This is a genomic window from Galbibacter kalidii (assembly GCF_026241135.1).
In the GTDB taxonomy this organism is placed as follows: Bacteria; Bacteroidota; Bacteroidia; order Flavobacteriales; family Flavobacteriaceae; genus Galbibacter.
Genome location: NZ_JAPFGA010000003.1, coordinates 160,929 through 181,937 on the forward strand (window position 1 = coordinate 160,929; position 21,009 = coordinate 181,937).

Below are 21,009 nucleotides of genomic sequence, written 5' to 3' on the forward strand. Positions count from 1 at the left end.
GTTACTTATATGAAAAATCTTTTTTTCACCCTCATTTTTATAGCGTCTGCTATGGTTTCGGCACAAACCGATACCCGTATTTATGACATTATTGAGGATGTGTCAGCCGATCGGATCGAGAAAGACATTACCAAACTGGTGAGCTTTGGTACTCGCCATACCCTGAGCGATACTACATCGCAAACAAGAGGTATTGGCGCTGCAAGACGATGGATCAAAGAAGAATTTGAAAATACTTCATCAGACTGTAAAGGTTGTCTTAATGTGTTCTATCAAAAAAACCTTGTTGAAGAAGGGACAAACAGCAGGATTGTAAAAAATGTATGGGTGGTCAATGTCGTGGCCGTTCAAAAAGGTAGCAAATACCCCAATCGCTACATCATCATGAGTGGTGATATCGATTCCAGGGTTTCAGATCCCAATAATTTCACTTCAGAATCCCCCGGAGCCAATGACAATGCCAGTGGAATGGCAGGCACTATGGAGGCTGCCAGGGTTTTGTCTAAATACCAATTTGAAAACAGCATTATCTACGTAGGTCTTTCCGGAGAAGAACAAGGTTTGTTCGGTGGAAAAGGGTTGGCCGAACACGCCAAAGAAAATGGTTGGGAGATCATCGGGATTTTCAATAACGACATGATCGGAAACATAAAAGGAGTAGATGGCATTATCAGCAATACCGATTTCAGGATTTTTTCTGAACCTACCCCTCCTACCGAAACAGAACAAGAACGTAGAAGGCGTAGATTATATGGCGGTGAAGTGGACGGAATTTCAAGACAATTGGCACGCTATGTCCATAAGAATGTAAAAACCTATATGCCGGAAATGAATCCGATGCTGATCTACAGACTCGACCGTTTTGGGCGTGGCGGACATCACAGACCATTCAACGATGCCGGTTTTGCAGGAATCCGAATCATGGAAGCCCACGAAAATTACACCCAACAACATCAAGATCTGCGAACAGAAAACGGAATCGAATACGGCGACGTGCTCAAACACGTCAACTTTGATTATGCCGCCAAACTCACAGCCGTCAATGCTATTAACCTTGCATCTATTGCCTGGGCGCCACCTGCCCCTATAAAAGTAGCTGTCGGTGGTATTGTAGAAGCCTCAGCCAAACTCAAATGGGATAAAGTCCCCGGAGCCAAAGGCTATAAAATCTATTGGCGGGATACTACCTCCCCTACTTGGAACCATTCCCGCTATGTAGGTGATGTATCGGAATTCACACTGGAAGGCGTGGTCATCGATAATTTCTTTTTCGGAGTAGCAGCCGTTGGTGAAAACGGTCATGAAAGTGTTGTTGTTTTTCCGAATGATATTATAAGGGATTGAGTCCTCCCCTAACCCCTCCTAAGGAGGGGAAATATCACACCAGCCATAGAAGATTTAGGTCATAATTAAAGGATATTTTAAAAATCTGTATCTTTAATGAAAACAACCATATTATGAGAACTCTAAGTCTTCTTCTTGTATTTTGCGTTTTAATCGCATGTAAAAATAAGACCAACAAAGAAACCAACAATGAGGTTGCTGCAGAAACAGCTTCTACCATCAGTGATGAATTGGCAGTTTCTGAAAGACACCACGAATGGGTAGATCTGAAAAGAGGCGACGGAACCTTTAAAGCCTTTGTTGTATACCCTGAAAGCGATACGCCTACCCAGGCGGTTATTGTAATCCACGAAAACCGGGGGCTGAACGATTGGGCAAGATCCTTTACTGATCAATTGGCGGCCGAGGGGTATCTGGCCATCGCTCCCGATTTGATCTCCAATACGGTTGAAGGTATTGAAAAAACAACCGATTTTGAGAATTCAGACAAAGCACGGGAAGCGATTTATGCCCTTGACCCCGATCAGGTGACCGAAGATCTGAACACCACCTATGAGTACATCAAAAATGATCCGGCAAGTAACAATAAAATCTTTGTTGTTGGTTTTTGCTGGGGTGGTTCACAAAGTTTTCGCTATGCCACGAACAACCCAGATTTAGAAAAAGCACTGGTTTTTTATGGTACTGCTCCAAAGGATAAATCAGTTTTAGAACAAATTAAATGTCCGGTTTACGGTTTTTACGGCGGAAATGACAACCGTGTCAATTCCACCATTCCAGACACAGAAAAAGCCATGGAGAAATATGATAAAAAGTATGAACATGTTATTTATGACGGCGCCGGACACGCATTTATGCGCCGAGGTGCGGAAAGTGACGCTGACGAAGCCAATAAAACAGCTCATGATAAAGCTTGGGAAAGCTTGCTAAAGTTGCTGAATAAGTGAAAACACCTGAATTATACTTTCCTTCTGATATAGAGTGGCGGGAATGGCTTCATGAAAATCATGAAAAATGCGATAGTGTTTACCTTATATTTTATACTGTAGACAGCGACAAAAAAAGTATGCGATGGGAGGAGGCCGTAAAAGTAGCCTTATGCTACGGATGGATCGACTCTACCGTAAGAAAAATTAATCACGAGAAAAGAAAACAATATTTCACTCCGCGAAAATCAAAAAGCATGTGGAGTAAACTCAATAAAAATTATATAGAAGAGCTTCACGAAAAAGGACTCATCCATGACAGTGGCTATGCCAAAATAGATATTGCCAAGAAAAATGGTTCGTGGACAGCTTTAGATAATGTTGAAAACCTTATCGTTCCGGAAGACCTTCAATCAGCTTTTGACACCAATAAAACTGCTTTCAAAAACTATTTTTCTTTCAGCAAAACCTATAAAAAAGGCTATTTATACTGGCTCAATCAAGCAAAAAGGGATGCAACCCGAAAAAAAAGAATTGATGAAATAATCCAGTTATGCGAACAAAATATAAAGTCCAGAAATTGATTACTTTTGTTATACATCAGCTCAAACTTAAATTTTTTAAAATCCATTTTTAAATGATAAACCCACGCATCGTTTTAAGCTTAATTATAGCAGCTGTAATAATGTCCTGCAATTCAGCCACTAAAAAGAAAGATGAATCAACCTCTAAAACAAAAGAAGAAGCCACAAAAACCACAGATGAAAATATTCCGATAGTGGTGACTGCCGATATAGAAACCGGAATCAAGACCCATATTGACGAACAGGTAAAAAAAGGCAATGGGTATTTCCATATGAAAACTGAAGATGACGATGAACTTAAACTCGAATTGGTACGTGTACATACAGAATACCTTGCCAATTTAGGTCCAGGTAGTCATTTTGCCTGTGTCGACTTGGCCGATGTTAGCGGTGATGTCTATGATGTCGATTTTTTCTTAGAAGGTGACCCCGGAGACATGAACGTTACACGAACAAGCCTGCATAAACTAAACGGTAAACCTTTTTACACTTGGAAACAACATAAGGATAAAACCTGGCACCAGATACCCGTTGAACAAGCCACGTCTGACTTGTTAGGAATTATAGAAGGAGAAGACAAGTTTGAATTTCGATATGAAGTTACACTCCCGAAAATGAAGGATGACGCCAAGATGTGGATTCCCATCCCGGAAAGCGACAACTTTCAAACTGTAGAACTATTATCAATGGATGTCCCCGGAAAACACAAGATGATCGAAGAAAAAGAATATGGCAATACCATATTATATCTTGAATTTAACCCGGAAGACAGTGGTGAGAAAGTGGAACTTGTCTATAATGTGGAAAGACAAGAGAAAAACCCTTATGAAGAAAGCACCTATTCAGAAAAATACCTGAATCCCAGTTTGCTAATGCCAGTCGGTGACCGTTTTAAGGCATTGTCAGATTCTATTATTGCAGATAAACACAATGAAGGTACCCTTGTTCAGGCCAGAGCCTTATATGATTACATTATTGATAACATGCTTTATCAAAAAGCAGGGAAATATGGTACCGGTGATGCCGTTTATGCCTGTGATGCCCTTACGGGAAATTGCACTGAGTTTCATTCGCTGTTTATTTCCCTGGCTAGATCAGCAAATATACCAGCACGATTTGCCATAGGAGCTGCAGTTCCATCAGAACGTGATGAAGGTGGGATTGATGGATATCATTGCTGGGCAGAATTCTATGCAGAAGGAAAATGGTGGCCTGTAGATATCAGTGAAGCCAATAAATACACAGCACTTGCCACTTATTACTTTGGAAGGCATCCGGCCAATCGAATCGAATTCAGCCGTGGGCGTGATCTTGTAATTGAACCCGGACCAAGTTCAGGGACAATCAATTTTCTAGCTTATCCGGTCTTTGAGATTGGAGGCAGTCCGGCAATAGCAGACACATTCTTCTCATTTAATCGAAAGGTTGACCCCAAAAAAATAACTGAGGTAAAAGGACAATAATAATCTTTACCTCAGTTAATCTATAACTATAAAATATTTACAATTTTAATCTTACACTATAAGATTATTCCTCAGGATGTTCGGTGCTATCAGCTTCTTTAGCAGGATGCTCCTCTCCTTCTGGGTGTTCTTCACCAGCCTTAGCCTCCCCTTCAGGGTGCTCTTCCTCTGCCTGCTCAGTTTTTTCTTTTTTAGTTTCCTTACAAGAACTTAAAGATCCAACAGCTACAAAGCCAAACAGTAACATGGCCAGGCTTAAGTATTTGAATTCTTTTAACTTATTCATAATTAAAGGGTTTTAGTTATTAAAAATCAGATGAATTAACATTCATACTTGTCGAATATAACAAATATTCATTTAATCTCATATATTTTAACTTGTTTAATTTTTGGACAAAGCCAGATATTAAACAGAAAATAATCCCATGAAGAAGTAGTTATAGTAAGTTGATTTTGTTTTTTTACTACTATGTTAAAATTGGGAGACTGATGATGCTTGGAATTTGGTACTCCTTATTTCCTAACATTATTTCAGTAAAGTTTTACCTTTTATAAAAAATATAATCGGTTTTTAGGGGTACAATTCCGTTTTGCCTTAAATCTGATATGATTTGCCCCCGGTGATGGGTGTGATGATTAACAATGTGAAATAAGACATGTTGAATAGAATTCTCGAATTTATACCCTTTTGAATTTTTGTATTTCATTTTCTTATCCAGATCAAACCCTGAAAGTATTTTCAGGGTATCAGTATGGTTCATTTGGTCTATTTCCTTGCACTTCTCCAAAGTATGAACTTCATTTATCCCCAAGGATTCCATTCCGATAATTCTTGAATTCCATATTTGATGTGCATTCACATTATGTGAAAAAAGAGGAATTGTCCGTTCACTGATCCTATCCTTATTCTCGATCAATAGATCGGCCAGTTTTTGATTAAAGTGATTGTGGTATTCAAATATGTCTTTAAAAAATGTTTTCATGTGTTTTGAATTTGGTGTTTGTCCCGAGCCTTCGGGATGGGATTTACCTCTACACCACTACCTCCTCTGCTATCGCCAGTTTGCAACTGGTTGAACTCGCTCCAATGTCTGTGACCTTAGGGAGCTATTTTTTCTTTCTGAAATAAATCCTTAATCCGATTATGAGTACTATTAAAATAAGTATAAACGGCCAAATATTAATCAATCCAACAAAGAACCAGATCAAGTTTTCCCAACCATTTCTAAATCCGTTTTTAAACTTCTTCCCAAATTGTGTTTGATCGGGAATACGTTCATAAAACGTCATGGTCAATGTTGAGAATGATACCCTGTCCTGTAAATATTGAAGTCGTCCCTCGATAGATTCTATATCAGACCTTAACTGTCCTATTTGTTTTTCAACCTCTAAGATCTCGGTCACGTCTTTAGCTTGTTTCAAAAGCTCTAAATAGCGTTTTTCAAGTTCCTTTTTTGTCTTTAGCCGGGCTTGAATGTCAAGGAACTCTTCGGTTACGTCTTTGACATTGATTTCCTTACTGTCAAACCTCTCTATTCCTTGAGTGGCATCCTTTAGCAAACTGTCAAAATTATCAGCCGGCACTCGGATAACAACGGTGTTACTTTCACGCCCCGGTGAGTTATATTCTTGATCGGAAGAAACATAGGCTTCATATTTATTGACTGCTTCAAAAATAGTTGTCCTTGTGGCGCTTAAATCATCCGTTTCAAACTCCACACGTCCGTCCTTGATCAATTTACGTTCTATGGATTCATTCGGTTTTTGTTGAGGTGCTGGTGCTGCAATTGCTTCATCTGCCGCCATTTCCATCCCGGCACTTTCTGAGTTTTGTGAGCACCCAAAAATGCTTAGTAATAGTATCAGTCCGAAGTATTGGGTTAAATTTTTCATTGTTGTTTTATTTAAGTTTGATGTTTTTGTGGCTTACTTAAGAACGCCACGAGTTAAAAAACTCGCGGGAGCTGGGGAGTTAATGCTTTTCATAGAATAAATTATTATGCACCTGTATTTAATTTTGTTTGATGAAGAACTCATAGATTGCAATTGATCCTGCAATAATCCCAATAATCCATGTAATTATTTCAAGTATTGATCTTTTCTTTGTATTTACTCCTTGCTTAATATTATTTTTAGAGTCAACTTTTTCCGTTGATTGATTAAACTGACCAACATTTGAATTAGTAAAATTATTTGTAATTGTAGTTTTACCTAATGCAGAGTCTTCATTCCAATTTATGAATTTATCTATTGATTTTAATTCAATCACTTTGGAAAGAAGTTTCAAGTTTTTGAGTTTTACTAAATGTTCTTCTTTTTTTAAAACTCCTAAATTAATTAGTCTATCAAAAGTTTTATAAAGTTCAGTATCTGTATGTTTAGTTTGGGGAATCGCTTCTCCTTGCTTAAGTTTATTCAATTCTATTAAAATACTTTTGTCTATTTCCAAATTTAATCTTAAATGCCTACCATATTCTGTTAACTTAATTTGTCTTGACCCATATAAAATAGCTATTCCATCATCGACTAGAGATTTTCTTATTTGAAATGATAAATCTTTGAATTTCTTATGTTCAGTCTCAGTCAAATTTAAACTTTCATGAAGATCATAAACAGAAAAATTGTCATATTCTGGAGCATTTTTAATTACAAGGTTGATAAACTCTTTTAAAGCTTGATCTTTGTTTAATTCATTGCCCATTTTAAACTTATTCAAATCCTTATAGAATTATACTCCTCTCAAATATAACCTTTTTTCTTTAGCTATATCCAAGAAGCTTTTAACCAAAAAGATATCCTGTATAGGTAAAAAGATGAAACAACAGCTTATTATGGTATCCCTAATACGTTGTTAAGGTGTTCCGTTTAGGTTGTTTACCTAAATTTTTACGTTGTGTAACGTAAAAATTTCATTAAAAGACGTAAAAACTTCATCAAAATACCTAAAAAGAGGGTGGTTTGGGATAAAAAGCTCGTTTTTCATTAGCAATTAGGTGGTTCTGTTTGCCATCGCGCCATCTGGCTCCTTCGCTAAAAATGTCCACTGGACATTTTCTTAACGCTCGATCCTCCCAAAAAATCCGGAAATTGCTTAGTTTTGTTACAATCACACTGCTAAATCATGAGAAAAATATTTTTATCTGTACTGCTGCTGGGCGTAATTGCTTCTGCCACAGCTCAAGAACATCAATTCACAAAACAAGATACGTTAAGAGGGAGCATCACCCCGGAAAGGGAATGGTGGGATCTCAACTATTATCATTTGGATATCGAGGTGAAACCCGATGAGAAATTTATTGCCGGGAAAAACACCATCCGGTATAAGGTTTTGACTCCGAAACAGGTCTTGCAAGTCGATCTGCAACCGCCTATGCAAATTGAAAAGGTGACTCAAGACGGAGAGGAACTCGAATTTTCTTCAGAAGTAAATGCACATTTTGTTCAACTTAAAAAAGAACAGAAGGAAGGTGAATATAACGAGGTTGTGGTTCACTATTCCGGTCACCCGAGAGAAGCCGTAAGGGCGCCGTGGGATGGCGGATTTTCATGGAAAAAGGACAAAAACGGGAATCATTTTGTAGCTACTTCCTGCCAGGGACTGGGTGCCAGCGTTTGGTGGCCCAACAAAGACCATATGTATGACGAGGTGGATAGTATGAAAATAAGTGTTACCGTTCCCAAAAACCTGATGGATATCTCTAATGGACGTTTGATAAAAGTAGATGAACACGAAGACACCAAAACTTTCCATTGGTTTGTGAGTAACCCGATCAACAACTACGGCGTGAATGTCAATATTGGGGATTATGTTCATTTTGGCGAAAAATACGAGGGCGAAAAAGGCGAACTCAATATGGATTATTACGTATTGAGTTATAACCTTAAAAAAGCAAAAGAACAGTTTAAGCAAGCCCCGAAAATGATGGAAGCTTTCGAATATTGGTTTGGTCCCTACCCTTTTTATGAGGATAGTTTCAAACTGGTAGAGGTTCCTTATTTGGGGATGGAACACCAAAGTTCGGTGACCTATGGCAATCAATATGCAAATGGATATCTGGGCAACGATCTTTCCGGTAGCGGGTGGGGGTTAAAATTCGATTTTATCATTATTCACGAAGCCGGTCACGAATGGTTTGCCAACAATATTACCTACAAAGACATAGCCGACATGTGGATTCACGAAAGTTTTACCGCCTATTCAGAAAATCTTTATGTTGATTATTACTACGGAAAAGAAGCCTCTGCGGAATATGTTATCGGTACACGAAAGAGCATCCGTAACGACAAACCTATCATTGGACAATATGATGTGAACCACGAAGGTTCCAGCGATATGTATTACAAAGGGGCAAATATGCTTCATACACTACGTCAATTGATTGAAGACGATGAAAAATGGCGCTCTATCCTAAGGGGAATGAATGAGGAATTCTACCATCAAACTGTTACGACAGAGCAGATCGAAGATTACCTATGCCGACGTACGGAGAAAGACCTCAGTGCTTTTTTCGATCAGTATTTGAGGACTGTTAACATCCCAAAACTGCAATATTCAATTGATGGAAATACGTTGAAATTCAGATACACCGATATTGTAGACGGATTTGACATGCCTGTTCAGGCGGTGATCAATACTGAAGATAAATGGATTTTCCCTTCTTCGGAATGGAAAGAGATAAAAACGGAAACTGTTATCGATAGCATAAAAATAGACGAAGATTTCTTTGTGATTCCTGAAAAAGTTTAAACAAGTTCTAAGTACAAACTACGTTAATTGCTCGTTTATTTTTTGGGATTGCAGGATATCTTACTAACTTAGATTTAACTTAAAACTATATTAATCATGAAAAAATTAGGGATATCACTTTTAGCCTTGACCCTCCTTATGGGCATGAGCTGTAAGAAAAAAGCAGATAAAACAACTACAGAGGAAGAGACCACTGTTGAAGTAGAGAAAACAACAGAAAAGAAAGTTGAAGCAAAAAAAGTAAAGGTGGCCATGACCGCAAAAAGCGAGTCTAATGTTAGTGGAAATGTTGTCTTCAAAGAAGAAGGTGGCGTTGTAACCATGACCGCTATTTTTGACGGGTTAAATGCAGGGGAACACGCTATCCATTTGCATGAAAAAGCAGATTGTTCTGCTGAAGACGGAACTTCTTCCGGAGGACATTGGAATCCGACTTTTGCCAACCACGGAAAATGGGGAAGCCCAGACGGATATCACAAAGGGGATATAGGAAACTTCCCGGCAGACGAAAACGGTAATGGTACCATCACCTTTAAAACCGATGAATGGTGTATAGGATGTGGGGATGACAAAAAAGACATCCTTGGAAAAGCGGTGATCGTTCACCAAGGAACCGATGATTTCACATCACAACCCAGCGGTGCAGCCGGAGCAAGAGTAAGCTGTGGCGGGGTGATTCAGTAAAACATCTTCTATAAAATAAAGAAAAGACTGTCCGTTAAAGACAGTCTTTTTTATTTCCTAAAAAGACCTCACAGGTTTTCCAGACGATACCCTTCAACAAGCTCAGGGTGACATGTCTGGACAAGTGAAAATCTTTGTTACCCTGAGCTTGTCGAAGGGTAATATAACGAGAATCTAATCGTCTTCGACAGGCCTGCCTGACGGTAGGCAGGCTCAGACTGACAATTTGTATAAAAACAGAACTATTTTGCCCATGTGCCAGCTGGCTCCACCACTAAAACAATCCACCGGATTGTTTTTTAACGTTCGGCCCTACTTTTTCTTTAATCCAACTTTATGTCCGTGCAGGGCGTAGTAAAGAATAATGGCATAACACGGGAACAAAATCCAATACCCCGAAGTAGCGGCATCTCCTACACCAAGGGTTGCTTTATTTGAATCGACCAAAGCTCCGTATAATGGTGGAATGATCGCACCTCCGGAAATGGCCATAACCAACAATGCTGAGGCTGTCTTCGTGAATTTTCCGAGTCCGTCCAAAGCCAACGGCCAAATTGCCGGCCAAACAAGTGCGTTGGCAATTCCTAAGGCGGCAACGAACAATACAGAGGTAAATCCTGTAGTGAATACTATCCCGAATGAAAAAAGGATTCCCAATACCGCACTGGCTTTCAATGCGAAATTCTGACTAATGTATTTCGGAATCAAGAAAACCCCTAAGGCATAGGTTAACACCATAGCCATCAGAGTCATTGAAGTAAATGTTTTTGCATCTTCGGCAGGGATATCGAGTGCCAAGCCATAAGAGATAATGGTATCTCCAGCAATAACCTCTACCCCAACATAAACAAACAAGGCAAATACTCCCAACCAAAGGTGTGGGAATTGGAAGATACTGGTCTTTTTGGCTACTACTCCATCTTTAGCATCCGTTTCTTCTGTCTCTTCGGCTTCTATTTCCGGTAGCGGCGCTTTTGTTATCACAATGGCCAAGAGGAATAACACAACCGCCATGACAATATATGGCAACACTACACTATCGGCCATTTTGTTCAACAGAGTTACTTTTTCATCGGTTGATACCTGACTCACTTTTTCTTTGATCTCATCGATTCCCGTTAATAAAAGGGCTCCAAAAATAAAAGAACCCAACATCCCGGCCACTTTATTGGCAATCCCCATGATCGCAATTCGTTTTGCCCCACTTTCCATAGGCCCCAAGATCGTGACATACGGATTGGCTGCTGTTTGCAATAATGTCATTCCGGCTCCTTGAATAAAGATTCCTGTCAGGAACATCCAATAAGTCCTAGCTTCTGCAGCAGGGATAAACACCAAGGCTCCTATGGCCATAATGATCAACCCTATAGATAATCCTTTTTTATAGCCTACTTTCCGCAACACATAAGAGGCCGGTAAAGCCATAACCACAAATGAAATATAGGAAGCCGAAGCCACCAAATAGGATTGTGCATCGGTGAGTTCATTGATGGTTTTCATAAACGGTATAAGCGCTCCGTTGATCCAGGTTACAAAACCAAAAATGAAAAACAATCCCGCAATAATAATCATAGGGATTAATGTGTTTGATCTTTGTGAGGTAGTTGTCATAATTTTTGTGTGACTTAATTAATAATGTATTTATTCTTCGTTCAACAGATTCCCTTTATTCTTTATAATACGCTCTTTGGCATATTTTGAATAATTCCTTCCCATGGGAATCCTTTTATTTTCAATTTCAATCAGGTTACCCTCTATTGATTTTACCTTGTCGATCGCAATGGTGTATGATTTGTGTACCCTGATAAAGTTTTCTGATGGGAGTTCTTCACTGATACTGGATAAGGATTTATGGGAAATATAGGTTCCCTCCCTACTGTGTAGTTTTATGTAATCTTTTAGGCTTTCGATATACAGTATGTCGTGCAGGAATATTTTTATGAGTTTCTTTTCTACTTTAAGAAAAATATGAGGCTCCTGATCAAAATCGGTGGTTGGTTTTGCTCCTTGCGCTTCCATCAATAATCGAGCGGTTAATTTATTGACAGACTTTAGAAAACGGTTGAATGGGATGGGTTTTACCAAATAGTCCAAAACTTCCAACTCATAACTCTCAATAGCATATTCTCTATAAGCTGTGGTGATTATGATATGCGGATGTTCGTTCAGATTCCTTAAAAATTCCAGACCGTTCATTTTAGGCATACTAATGTCCAGAAAAACAACATCAATATTTTCCTGATCTATTACGTGCAGTGCCTCTATGGGGTTATTATAAACACCTACAATCTCAATGTTTTTAAATTCCCCTATATACGATTTGATGATCTCTATCGCTATCGGCTCGTCGTCTATGATTAAGCTTCTTATGATCATTTGATGGGAATTTTTAGAGTGACTACAAACATATCATTATTTACATCAGCTTTCAAATCAAATCTATCCTCATAAAGCATTTTCAATCGTCTTCGCATATTTTTCAAGCCTATTCCTCCCGGTGATGAAGTAGAGTGGTTTTCTACATCAAAATTGTTTATCGTTTGGAAAACAAGTTCGTCCCCCATCTTTTCAAAAGAAACAAGAAGCTTTAAATGTTTATCATCTTGAACACCGTGTTTAAAAGAATTCTCGACGAATGGTAGAAAAAGTAATGGCGGAATGGTAATATTATCCACATTTCCTTTTATGCTTATTTCAGAATCTATGTTGGTTTCATACCTAAGTTTTTCCAACTCAATATAATTATCTATATAGTTAATTTCCTGAATTAAAGGTAGTCGTTTTTTACTTGCGTCATATATAACATAACGCATAATATCGGAAAGCCTTATAACAACATCAGGGGCTTGAGATGATTTTTTTAAGACCAGTCCATATAAATTATTGAGTGTATTGAAGAAAAAATGAGGCTGCATCTGCGCCTTCAGGTATTTCAATTCAGTTTTGTACTGTAACTCCCTGAGTTCTTGATTTCTATTTCTCTCACCAATATAATCCACCGTAAACTTGATGGCTGCCGTAATTCCCAACACATACAACTCTCCTATACTTACTGCGGCTATGTGGTTGGGGTCAAACGGTTTGTAAACACCTTCGGCCTCCGGCCATATATTTTCTGTAACCAACCAATAGGTAAGTCCGGTTCGCAAACTATAGTGAACCGCCAAGAGCAACAATATAGAAACAATATAGAAGGTATATTTTTTCCTGAGAAGCAGTTTGGGGATCAAATAGTAAATATTGAAATAAACCACAACGATATGAAGGGAAAACTCAACCAAGTTGGAAGCAAATGAATAGGAATAGTTATTAAAATAACTTCCCCATCTGATAAAATTGAACAAAAAGTAAACTATCCAAAAACAGATGTGATATCCGATTTTAATGTTTCTTTTCATTAAAGGTTCGCTTACAACCATGTTATATAATATTCATCAATTTGGTTATTTTGATTAAAAAATCGTGAAAAAGTATAATTATTTAAAAGAATATCCAAAACATTTTAAAAAATCAAAATCTCAAAAAAAGCATTATCCTGAATTCTATGTCGTTTATTGGAAAAATGGTGTTGTTGGTATAAAAAGCTTTTTGCTATAAGCATAAAAAAGTAATTTTTATCATTCTTTCAGAAGATTCCTTACTATCTACGAAAGAATATAATGATAAAACGGCTATAAAGAATGATAGAACAAATTAAGCATAAGCAAATTGGTAAATTTGAAGATACCAAGTTCGAAAAAATCCACAACGAAATTTTTGAGGATTCCAATCGTGCATCCATCCTGGTGGCATATGAAATTGCTGACCTTATCAAGCAAAAACAACAAGAAGGTAAACCCTGTGTACTTGGACTTGCAACCGGTTCATCTCCTATAAAGGTTTATGAAGAATTGGTAAACCTTCATAAAAAAGGGGAACTGAGCTTTCACAATGTAATTACGTTCAACCTAGACGAATACTACCCTATGGAGCCGGAAAACCGCCAAAGTTATTACTACTTTATGCATCAACACCTGTTTGATCATGTGGATATCAACCCGGAGAACATCAATATTCCATCGGGAACGGTTTCTCAAAATGAATTGGATCAATACTGCATTGATTACGACTTGAAAATAAAACAACTCGGCGGACTCGATTTTCAGTTGCTGGGGATTGGTCGTACAGGACATATAGGATTTAACGAACCCGGTTCGCACAAAAACTCGGGAACAAGGATCATTACTTTGGACCATGTTACCAGAAGAGATGCTGCCAACGATTTTAACGGTATCGAACATGTACCGAAAAAGGCCATTACCATGGGGGTGAGTACTATTATGAAATCCAAACGTATTGTTATGCTTGCTTGGGGACATAAAAAGGCATCCATAGTAAAAGAAACCATTGAAGGGCAGATCACCTCCAATGTTCCGGCTACTTTCCTACAAAATCACTCTAACACCACTATGGTTCTTGATTCTGAAGCCGCTTCGGAATTAACACGTATCAAAACCCCGTGGATTGTAAGTCAGTCTATCTGGACAGACCGATTGAAGGTAAGGGCCGTAACCTGGTTGAGTGAAGAATTACAAAAACCGGTGCTTAAACTTACCGACAAAGATTATAACGAACACGGTATGGCTGGATTACTGGCCATTGAAGGTTCTGCATACAACCTCAACATAAAAATATTCAACAAACTGCAACACACCATCACCGGATGGCCGGGAGGAAAACCCAATGCAGATGACACAAAAAGACCGGAACGTTCTACTCCGGCAAAGAAAAGAGTTATCATTTTCAGTCCGCACCCAGATGATGATGTGATTTCTATGGGAGGGACTTTTTCAAGGTTGATCGACCAAGGACATGAAGTTCATGTGGCCTATCAAACATCAGGAAGTATTGCTGTTACCGACGAAGAGGCATTAAAATTTGCTGAAGTAGCACAATCGCTTAACGGAATTGGAAAGGACAATAACTTCCATAAGATTATTTCCTTTTTAAATTCAAAGACTACCGCCTATGAAGACAATCTCGAAACCCGGAAAATAAAAGGGATGATACGCAGAATGGAATCATATGGCGCTACCAGGTACCTTGGACTAGATGATTCTAAAGTACATTTTCTTGATCTTCCCTTCTATGAAACAGGAAAAATCAAGAAAAATCCGATCGGAGAAGATGATATTCAGATCCTTATCGATCTTATTACATTGATAAAACCACATCAAATCTATGCTGCCGGAGACCTTGCCGATCCACACGGTACACACAAACTCTGTTTGGATGCCATTTTTGAAGCCGTTGATCAAATTAAGGATCAATCATTTATGGATGATTGCTGGTTATGGCTATATCGAGGTGCTTGGCACGAATGGGATATTGCCGATATAGAAATGGCTGTTCCATTAAGTCCGGATGAAATGAACAAAAAGATTAACGCCATCCTTTTCCATCAATCACAAAAAGACCGTGTGATGTTTCAAGGAGAAGACGCTCGTGAATTTTGGGTACGGGCACAGGAACGAAACAGAAATACAGCCATATTATACGACAACCTCGGATTGGCCGAATATGAAGCTATAGAAGCTTTCAAAAGACATCATTTTTAACTTGAACTCATTTAAACTTTTTCTAATTGGCTAAAAAATCGCCCTTTTGCACTCACTTTTTGTCTTTTTTTCCTTACGTAGCGCTGCTATGTAACTTAAAAAAGCCTTCAACCGAGCACAAAATGACTGATTTTCGCTTCAATCGAAAAAGATTAAACGAGTTTATTAATTTAAGTTAGTGATTTTCTTCTTTGAGGTTGTCTGAAAAGTTATTGATGAATTTGATTTGTCACCCTGAGCCTGTCGTAGGGCTGTTAAAAATGTGTTGGTTTTCAATAAATGACACTTCGATTGTGCTTCGACAGGCTATTAGCATGACATTGTTTTGTATGACATCTGATTTTATAACTTTTTAGACAACCTCATATCTATCAAAAAAGTTCGTTATTTTTATATACAACACAAAAAATCAACCATGATATTAATTGCTGACAGCGGTTCTACAAAATGTGATTGGGTATTGGCCGACAAGAACGGAAAACAATTACTTTTTTCCCAAACTGAAGGGATCAACCCTATGGCTTTATCAGATAAAGCTATTTCTAACATCATTCATGGGAACAAAGACCTAGAACCCTACAAAAGTTTGGTGACACAAATACACTTTTATGCTGCCGGATGCGGGACCCAAAGTGCCGATAAGAAAATGAAGCTCCTTCTGGAAAATGTGTTTGAAAACTCAACCCATATTGACATAAAAGAAGATATTGTCGCGGCTATTCACGCCACCACTAGTCAACCCGGAGTGATCTGTATTTTAGGGACTGGCTCTAATTGTTGTTTCTACGACGGCAAGAACATTGTCCAAAAAATACCTTCGTTGGGATATGTCCTATCTGATGAAGGGAGCGGGAATTTTATTGGTAAGGAATTGCTCTGCTGTTATTATCATCATAAAATGCCCGAACATATAGCCAAAGATTTTGAAAAAGTGTATAATACAGATATGAATCAAGTGTTCCAGCAACTTTATCACCATCAAAATCCGAATAAATATCTGGCTTCATTCGCACGTTTTGCTTTCAAGCACAGAAATGATCCTTTTATTGAACGTATATTGCAGCATACCATAGCCTCCTTTGTAGAAACTTACCTGACTCATTATCACAAAGAGCTTCAGCAGTATCCGGCTCATTTTGTGGGATCAATCGCATTTTACAGTCAGGATATTATCAACAAACAACTTAGTGAACGTGGCTACAGGGCAAATACCTTTGTAAAAAAACCAATCGATAGCTTGATGAAGTATATTGTTAATCTGAATATTCAAAGTTGATTTTTCAAATCAAATCACTTACCCGTATAAACAGCCACTCCTCCCACTTTCTACAGTATGACAATCCCCTTATTATTAAAATCCTTTAGTTCACCATCTCCTGGATGTAATTCCGTGATAAGGATGTCAACATCTTCCATATCGCAAATCTTATAGCGTTGAGATGTATTCAATTTTTCAGAAATCACCGGGGCAACCACTTGTTTGGCTGATCGGATCATCGCTTTTTTAAGCTGCACTATTTCCCAGTCAAACTCTGTTAATCCATTATGGACATCTATGGAATTGGTGCCCAAAAAACAAAGGTCCACCTTTATATCAGACAACATACTAATGGCTCCCCCTCCTATGGTTATTTTTGAATCTTTTGATATCAACCCTCCGATAAAGATTATGTCAATATTGGTTTTTGTCAATAATTGGTTAGCAACGGGCAAACTGGGTGTAAAACAAGTAATCTTTAGGTTTGGAGGCAACATCCGTGCTAATTCCATATTGGTAGTACCCCCACTTAGTAAAATTACCTGACCATTCTTAAACAATGTAATTCCCTTTTCAGCTATTTTTGATTTTTTTTCCAGAGAATATATTTCATCCTTTTTAATACTATAATTATTAAAACCCAGGGAAATAGCCCCTCCGTGAACTTTTTTCAATTTCTTCTCTTTATGCAACTCCGTAACATCTCTACGAATAGTATCTACTGAAACTTTGAGAAGGTTTGCTATATCTACCAAAAGTACTCTATTGTGAATCCTTACTTCATTAAGGATGATTTGGTGTCTTTCCGCTTTTAACATTTTGAGGTAATTATATAATTGTGAAAAAGTATGAATAAATAAACAAAGTCTCAAAAACAACCATACTAAAACAGGGGAAACTAAAAAATATAACAAATTATTTAAAAATATTGCAAAAAAATGCATAATGTGCAATATTTTGCATATTTTTGATTTCCCCCGTCTTTTTTATCTATCTCATATATAAAGATATATGACATATATCAATATACAAATAAACTGCAAAAAACGGATATGCTTTGATTTTAATCAAAGTCATACACCCCTGATCTACAAGTGGTTTTTCAGTAAAATGAAAAACAGGGATATCAATATCAATCAACTTAAATCAAACTTTAACAATGAAAGAACAACTGCAAAAAGTATTATTGCTTCTTTTTTGCCTATGCATTATACAAGAAGCATGGGGGCAAAATAGAACAGTTACAGGGAAAGTTTATGACCCGGAAGGAGTTCCCCTACCAGGTGTAAATGTTTTGATCCAAGAAACTTCAAATGGTACTGTCACAGACTTTGATGGTAATTTTTCACTAGAAATACCAGAAAATGAACAGACTACCTTAGTATTTTCTTCTCTTGGTTTTTTACAACAAGAAGTTGTAGTAGGAGATCAAACGAGTATTCAGATAACCCTTCAGACAGATATCCAAGGTCTGGATGAAGTTGTCGTAGTTGGGTACGGAAACCAAAAAAAGAGAAACCTCACGGGAGCTGTATCAACGATAGACACAAAAGTACTTGAATCAAGACCTATCACCGATGTGGGGAGAGGACTTCAAGGTACTACTCCAGGGCTGACCATCTTATCTCCCAGTGGACAGATCGGACAGAATCCCACCATCAGGCTTAGAGGAAATGTAGGGACCTTAGGAACATCGGGGGGAGCACAACCTTTAATCCTTGTTGACAACGTTGAAATACCCAACCTTCAATCCATTAATCCTGAAGATATTCAGGATATTTCAGTTTTGAAAGATGCAGCCTCAACCTCGATATACGGAGCAAGAGGTGCTTGGGGAGTGATCTTAATTACCACCAAAAATGGAAGGAGAGAAAAAGCGCCAAGTATCAGCTATTCGAACAACTTCTCATGGGCCACTCCAACAGGAAGTCCAACTGTAGCTCCAGCGGCTGAAGGTGCCGAAATGGCATTTGCGGCAGTGCGCAGGAGGATTCCTTCACTAGAGTCTTTTGGAGTCGTAGGCATGTATATCGATCAAACTGCCATTGACAAAATGAGAGAATGGGAGAGTCTCTATGGCGGACAAGACCTCGGTATGGAAATGGTAGCGGGACGAGATTACGAAATAAGGGACGGAAGGTTATTCTTTTATAGACCCTGGAACCCCACCGACCTTTTTGTAAAAAAATGGGCTTTACAACAAAAACACGATGTTTCTGTCTCCGGAGGTAGTGAACACACCAACTATTACTTAGGCTTGGGGTATCTCAATCAAGGAGGAGTATACAAGACCAATCCAGACGAGTTTGAGCGTTACAACTTGAACTTAAGTATAAATACTAGTGTAACAGACTGGTTGGATATCCGAGCCAAGGTGTTGCATACAAATTCGCTAACCACAGAGCCTTTTAAATTCGGATCCGCAACCTATGACGCTTGGTATTACACCACTCGTTGGCCGGCATTCTACCCTTACGGAACTGTTGATGGCAAACCCTTCAGAAACCATATCTCTGAAGTAGAGCAGGCAAAAATGAATGAAAACACAAATTCACTGTCTAGAATAAATTTGGGTACCACCCTTACCCCTGTAAAAAATTTAGCCATTAATTTTGACTACACACACGACCGGGTTGAAGAACACGAACAACAAACAGGGGGTACGCTTTACGCCTATAACTTTTGGGCACAAGGTGCTGATTTTTCCTATGTCCCGTATAGTAGTGCTGCCTTCGACCGCGTACAGTATAATTCCGAGTGGAGCCGCAGAAATACAGCCAAATTATACGGCATATATACAGCTACATTTGACGATGTTCATAAATTTGATTTTACCGCCGGTAGTGATATGGAAGAATATGAATATTGGTTCCACTATTCACAGCGAAGAAACCTCTTAAACCCCGATCAAGGTGAACTGGCATTAGCCACCGGAGATCAGTTTGTAGGCGGAGACAGAAACAAATGGTCAACGCTTGGTTTTTTTGCACGGGTAAATTACGCATATAAAAACAAGCTATTACTAGAAGTCAATGCGCGTTATGACGGTTCTTCTAGGCTTTCCGCAACACAAAATTGGGGGTATTTCCCATCGATGTCCGCAGGGTACATACTAACGGAAGAAGATTTCATGGCCTCGTTACAACCCACGCTTTCATTCTTTAAAATACGAGGGTCTTATGGTTCGGTAGGAAATCAGAACACCTATCTCTCGAACATTTACAGAGTGATGTCTTCCTATAATTCCGGATGGCTTATCGGTGGGCAAAACCAAGTAGCCACCGGAACACCTGGTGCACTCCCGGCTGATTTAACCTGGGAAACTGTCACTACCCTAGACCTTGGTTTTGACGCTAAATTTTTCAACAATAAATTAGGAGTCAATTTCGATTGGTACAGAAGAAAAGTAAGTGATATGCACAGTCCCGGACTTACCCTTCCAAGTAGTTTTGGTACCTCGTCTCCTATAAGAAATTACGGGGAATTACAAACCACAGGATGGGAAGTCGCTGTAGATTTCAATCATACATTCAATAATGGATTATCAATAAATGCGGTAGCTACGCTATCAGATTTCAAAGAAAAGGTTACCAAATATGAAAATACAACCCAGTTGATAGATTCACACTACGAAGGTAAAATGTTGGGTGAGATATGGGGATATGAAACCGACAGGTTCTTTACAGAAGATGACTTTAATGCAGATGGAAGTTATGCCGATGGAGTTCCCAGTCAGGAGCTTTATGAAACCAACGGGTGGTTCTTCTACGGCCCAGGTGATGTAAAATACAAAGACATCAATGGCGATGGTGTTATTGATTACGGATCCGAGACTGTGGGAGATTCGGGAGATATGAAAGTTATCGGTAATTCCACTCCTCGCTATCAATACGGTTTCCAATTAGGAGCTGATTGGAAAGGTATTGATCTGAGTATTTTTATGCAGGGTGTTGGAAAACGTGATTTTTGGGCAAACGGCCCTGTCTTTGTACCGGGGTATCGGTATGGCGAAGGCTGGTATGAACATCAACTAGATTATTGGACTCCTGAAAACCCAAATGCGTATTATCCTCGTCCAAACGACCAGCAACAATCGAGTAACGCCATGAACTTTTTACCACAAAGCAAATACCTGCTGGATATGTCATACCTGAGGATGAAAAACATCACACTGGGATATACACTACCTGAATCGATTCTATCAAAGCAACGTATAAACAGATTAAGGATATATGTCAGTGGTGAGAATTTATTTGAATTTTCAGGTATTCAAGTACCTATTGATCCCGAAGTCGACTATACGACTGCCGGTCTAAATGATCCGAATACTTTTGGAAGGGTCTATCCCTTTAGAAGATCATACTCCTTTGGAGTTCAACTAACATTTTAAACTTAAAAATCAGTAA

17 protein-coding genes are annotated in these 21,009 nt (G+C 38.6%); 9 read left to right on the forward strand and 8 right to left on the reverse strand.

Features of this window, described 5'->3' with window-relative positions:
* Positions 1-9: 9 nt before the first annotated feature.
* From OOZ15_RS04775 to OOZ15_RS04790, 4 genes are all read left to right on the forward strand, one after another.
* Positions 10-1,344, forward strand: a complete 1,335-nt coding sequence (locus OOZ15_RS04775; protein ID WP_265954739.1) for a M28 family metallopeptidase — start codon at positions 10-12, stop codon at positions 1,342-1,344.
* 113 nt (positions 1,345-1,457) lie between these two features.
* On the forward strand, positions 1,458-2,291 hold the full coding sequence (locus tag OOZ15_RS04780) for a dienelactone hydrolase family protein (protein WP_265954741.1): 834 nt from the start codon (positions 1,458-1,460) through the stop codon (positions 2,289-2,291).
* Complete coding sequence (locus OOZ15_RS04785; RefSeq protein WP_265954743.1) at positions 2,288-2,854, forward strand: YdeI/OmpD-associated family protein; 567 nt, start codon at positions 2,288-2,290, stop codon at positions 2,852-2,854. The genes OOZ15_RS04780 and OOZ15_RS04785 overlap by 4 nt, the downstream gene beginning before the upstream one ends.
* A 53-nt stretch (positions 2,855-2,907) precedes the next feature.
* On the forward strand, positions 2,908-4,317 hold the full coding sequence (locus OOZ15_RS04790; protein ID WP_265954744.1) for a transglutaminase-like domain-containing protein: 1,410 nt from the start codon (positions 2,908-2,910) through the stop codon (positions 4,315-4,317).
* A gap of 64 nt (positions 4,318-4,381) precedes the next feature.
* On the opposite strand, the gene OOZ15_RS04795 is transcribed toward OOZ15_RS04790, so the two are convergent.
* The 4 genes from OOZ15_RS04795 to OOZ15_RS04810 all read right to left on the reverse strand — a co-directional run bounded on the left by OOZ15_RS04795 (position 4,382) and on the right by OOZ15_RS04810 (position 7,018).
* Positions 4,382-4,603 (reverse strand): hypothetical protein, encoded by a 222-nt coding sequence (locus tag OOZ15_RS04795; RefSeq protein WP_265954746.1) that lies wholly within the window; start codon positions 4,601-4,603, stop codon positions 4,382-4,384.
* A 256-nt stretch (positions 4,604-4,859) separates the two neighbouring features.
* Positions 4,860-5,300 carry a DinB family protein gene (locus OOZ15_RS04800; protein ID WP_265954748.1) on the reverse strand — a complete coding sequence of 147 codons (441 nt, stop codon included), beginning with the start codon at positions 5,298-5,300 and terminating at the stop codon, positions 4,860-4,862.
* Positions 5,301-5,424: 124 nt separating this feature from the next.
* Positions 5,425-6,210 carry a DUF4349 domain-containing protein gene (locus tag OOZ15_RS04805; protein ID WP_265954750.1) on the reverse strand — a complete coding sequence of 262 codons (786 nt, stop codon included), beginning with the start codon at positions 6,208-6,210 and terminating at the stop codon, positions 5,425-5,427.
* A gap of 118 nt (positions 6,211-6,328) precedes the next feature.
* Positions 6,329-7,018, reverse strand: coding sequence for a hypothetical protein (locus OOZ15_RS04810; protein ID WP_265954752.1), 690 nt, complete (start codon positions 7,016-7,018; stop codon positions 6,329-6,331).
* A gap of 420 nt (positions 7,019-7,438) precedes the next feature.
* On the opposite strand from OOZ15_RS04810, the gene OOZ15_RS04815 reads away from it, so the two are divergent.
* On the forward strand, positions 7,439-9,064 hold the full coding sequence (locus tag OOZ15_RS04815) for a M1 family metallopeptidase (protein WP_265954754.1): 1,626 nt from the start codon (positions 7,439-7,441) through the stop codon (positions 9,062-9,064).
* Positions 9,065-9,160: 96 nt separating this feature from the next.
* Positions 9,161-9,748: a superoxide dismutase family protein gene (locus OOZ15_RS04820; RefSeq protein WP_265954756.1), complete on the forward strand. Its 588-nt coding sequence runs from the start codon at positions 9,161-9,163 to the stop codon at positions 9,746-9,748.
* A gap of 312 nt (positions 9,749-10,060) precedes the next feature.
* On the opposite strand, the gene OOZ15_RS04825 is transcribed toward OOZ15_RS04820, so the two are convergent.
* From OOZ15_RS04825 to OOZ15_RS04835, 3 genes are read right to left on the reverse strand one after another with little or no spacing between them, the layout of a single operon-like run.
* Entirely contained in the window at positions 10,061-11,359 is a 1,299-nt protein-coding gene (locus OOZ15_RS04825) for a sugar MFS transporter (protein ID WP_265954758.1), read from the reverse strand.
* Between the two features lie 30 nt (positions 11,360-11,389).
* Complete coding sequence (locus OOZ15_RS04830; RefSeq protein WP_265954760.1) at positions 11,390-12,124, reverse strand: LytR/AlgR family response regulator transcription factor; 735 nt, start codon at positions 12,122-12,124, stop codon at positions 11,390-11,392.
* On the reverse strand, positions 12,121-13,146 hold the full coding sequence (locus tag OOZ15_RS04835; protein ID WP_265954762.1) for a sensor histidine kinase: 1,026 nt from the start codon (positions 13,144-13,146) through the stop codon (positions 12,121-12,123). Before OOZ15_RS04835 ends, OOZ15_RS04830 begins: the two co-directional genes overlap by 4 nt.
* Before the next feature lie 282 nt (positions 13,147-13,428).
* Between OOZ15_RS04835 and nagB the strand changes: the two genes are divergently transcribed.
* Both nagB and OOZ15_RS04845 read left to right on the forward strand, forming a co-directional pair.
* Positions 13,429-15,345, forward strand: coding sequence for a glucosamine-6-phosphate deaminase (gene nagB, locus OOZ15_RS04840; RefSeq protein WP_265954763.1), 1,917 nt, complete (start codon positions 13,429-13,431; stop codon positions 15,343-15,345).
* A 415-nt stretch (positions 15,346-15,760) separates the two neighbouring features.
* Positions 15,761-16,621, forward strand: a complete 861-nt coding sequence (locus tag OOZ15_RS04845) for a BadF/BadG/BcrA/BcrD ATPase family protein (RefSeq protein WP_265954764.1) — start codon at positions 15,761-15,763, stop codon at positions 16,619-16,621.
* A gap of 50 nt (positions 16,622-16,671) precedes the next feature.
* On the opposite strand, the gene OOZ15_RS04850 is transcribed toward OOZ15_RS04845, so the two are convergent.
* Positions 16,672-17,421: a DeoR/GlpR family DNA-binding transcription regulator gene (locus OOZ15_RS04850; protein ID WP_265954766.1), complete on the reverse strand. Its 750-nt coding sequence runs from the start codon at positions 17,419-17,421 to the stop codon at positions 16,672-16,674.
* 341 nt (positions 17,422-17,762) lie between these two features.
* Here OOZ15_RS04850 and OOZ15_RS04855 point away from each other — a divergent pair, with 341 nt between their 5' ends.
* On the forward strand, positions 17,763-20,993 hold the full coding sequence (locus OOZ15_RS04855; protein ID WP_265954768.1) for a SusC/RagA family TonB-linked outer membrane protein: 3,231 nt from the start codon (positions 17,763-17,765) through the stop codon (positions 20,991-20,993).
* Positions 20,994-21,009 lie beyond the last annotated feature (16 nt).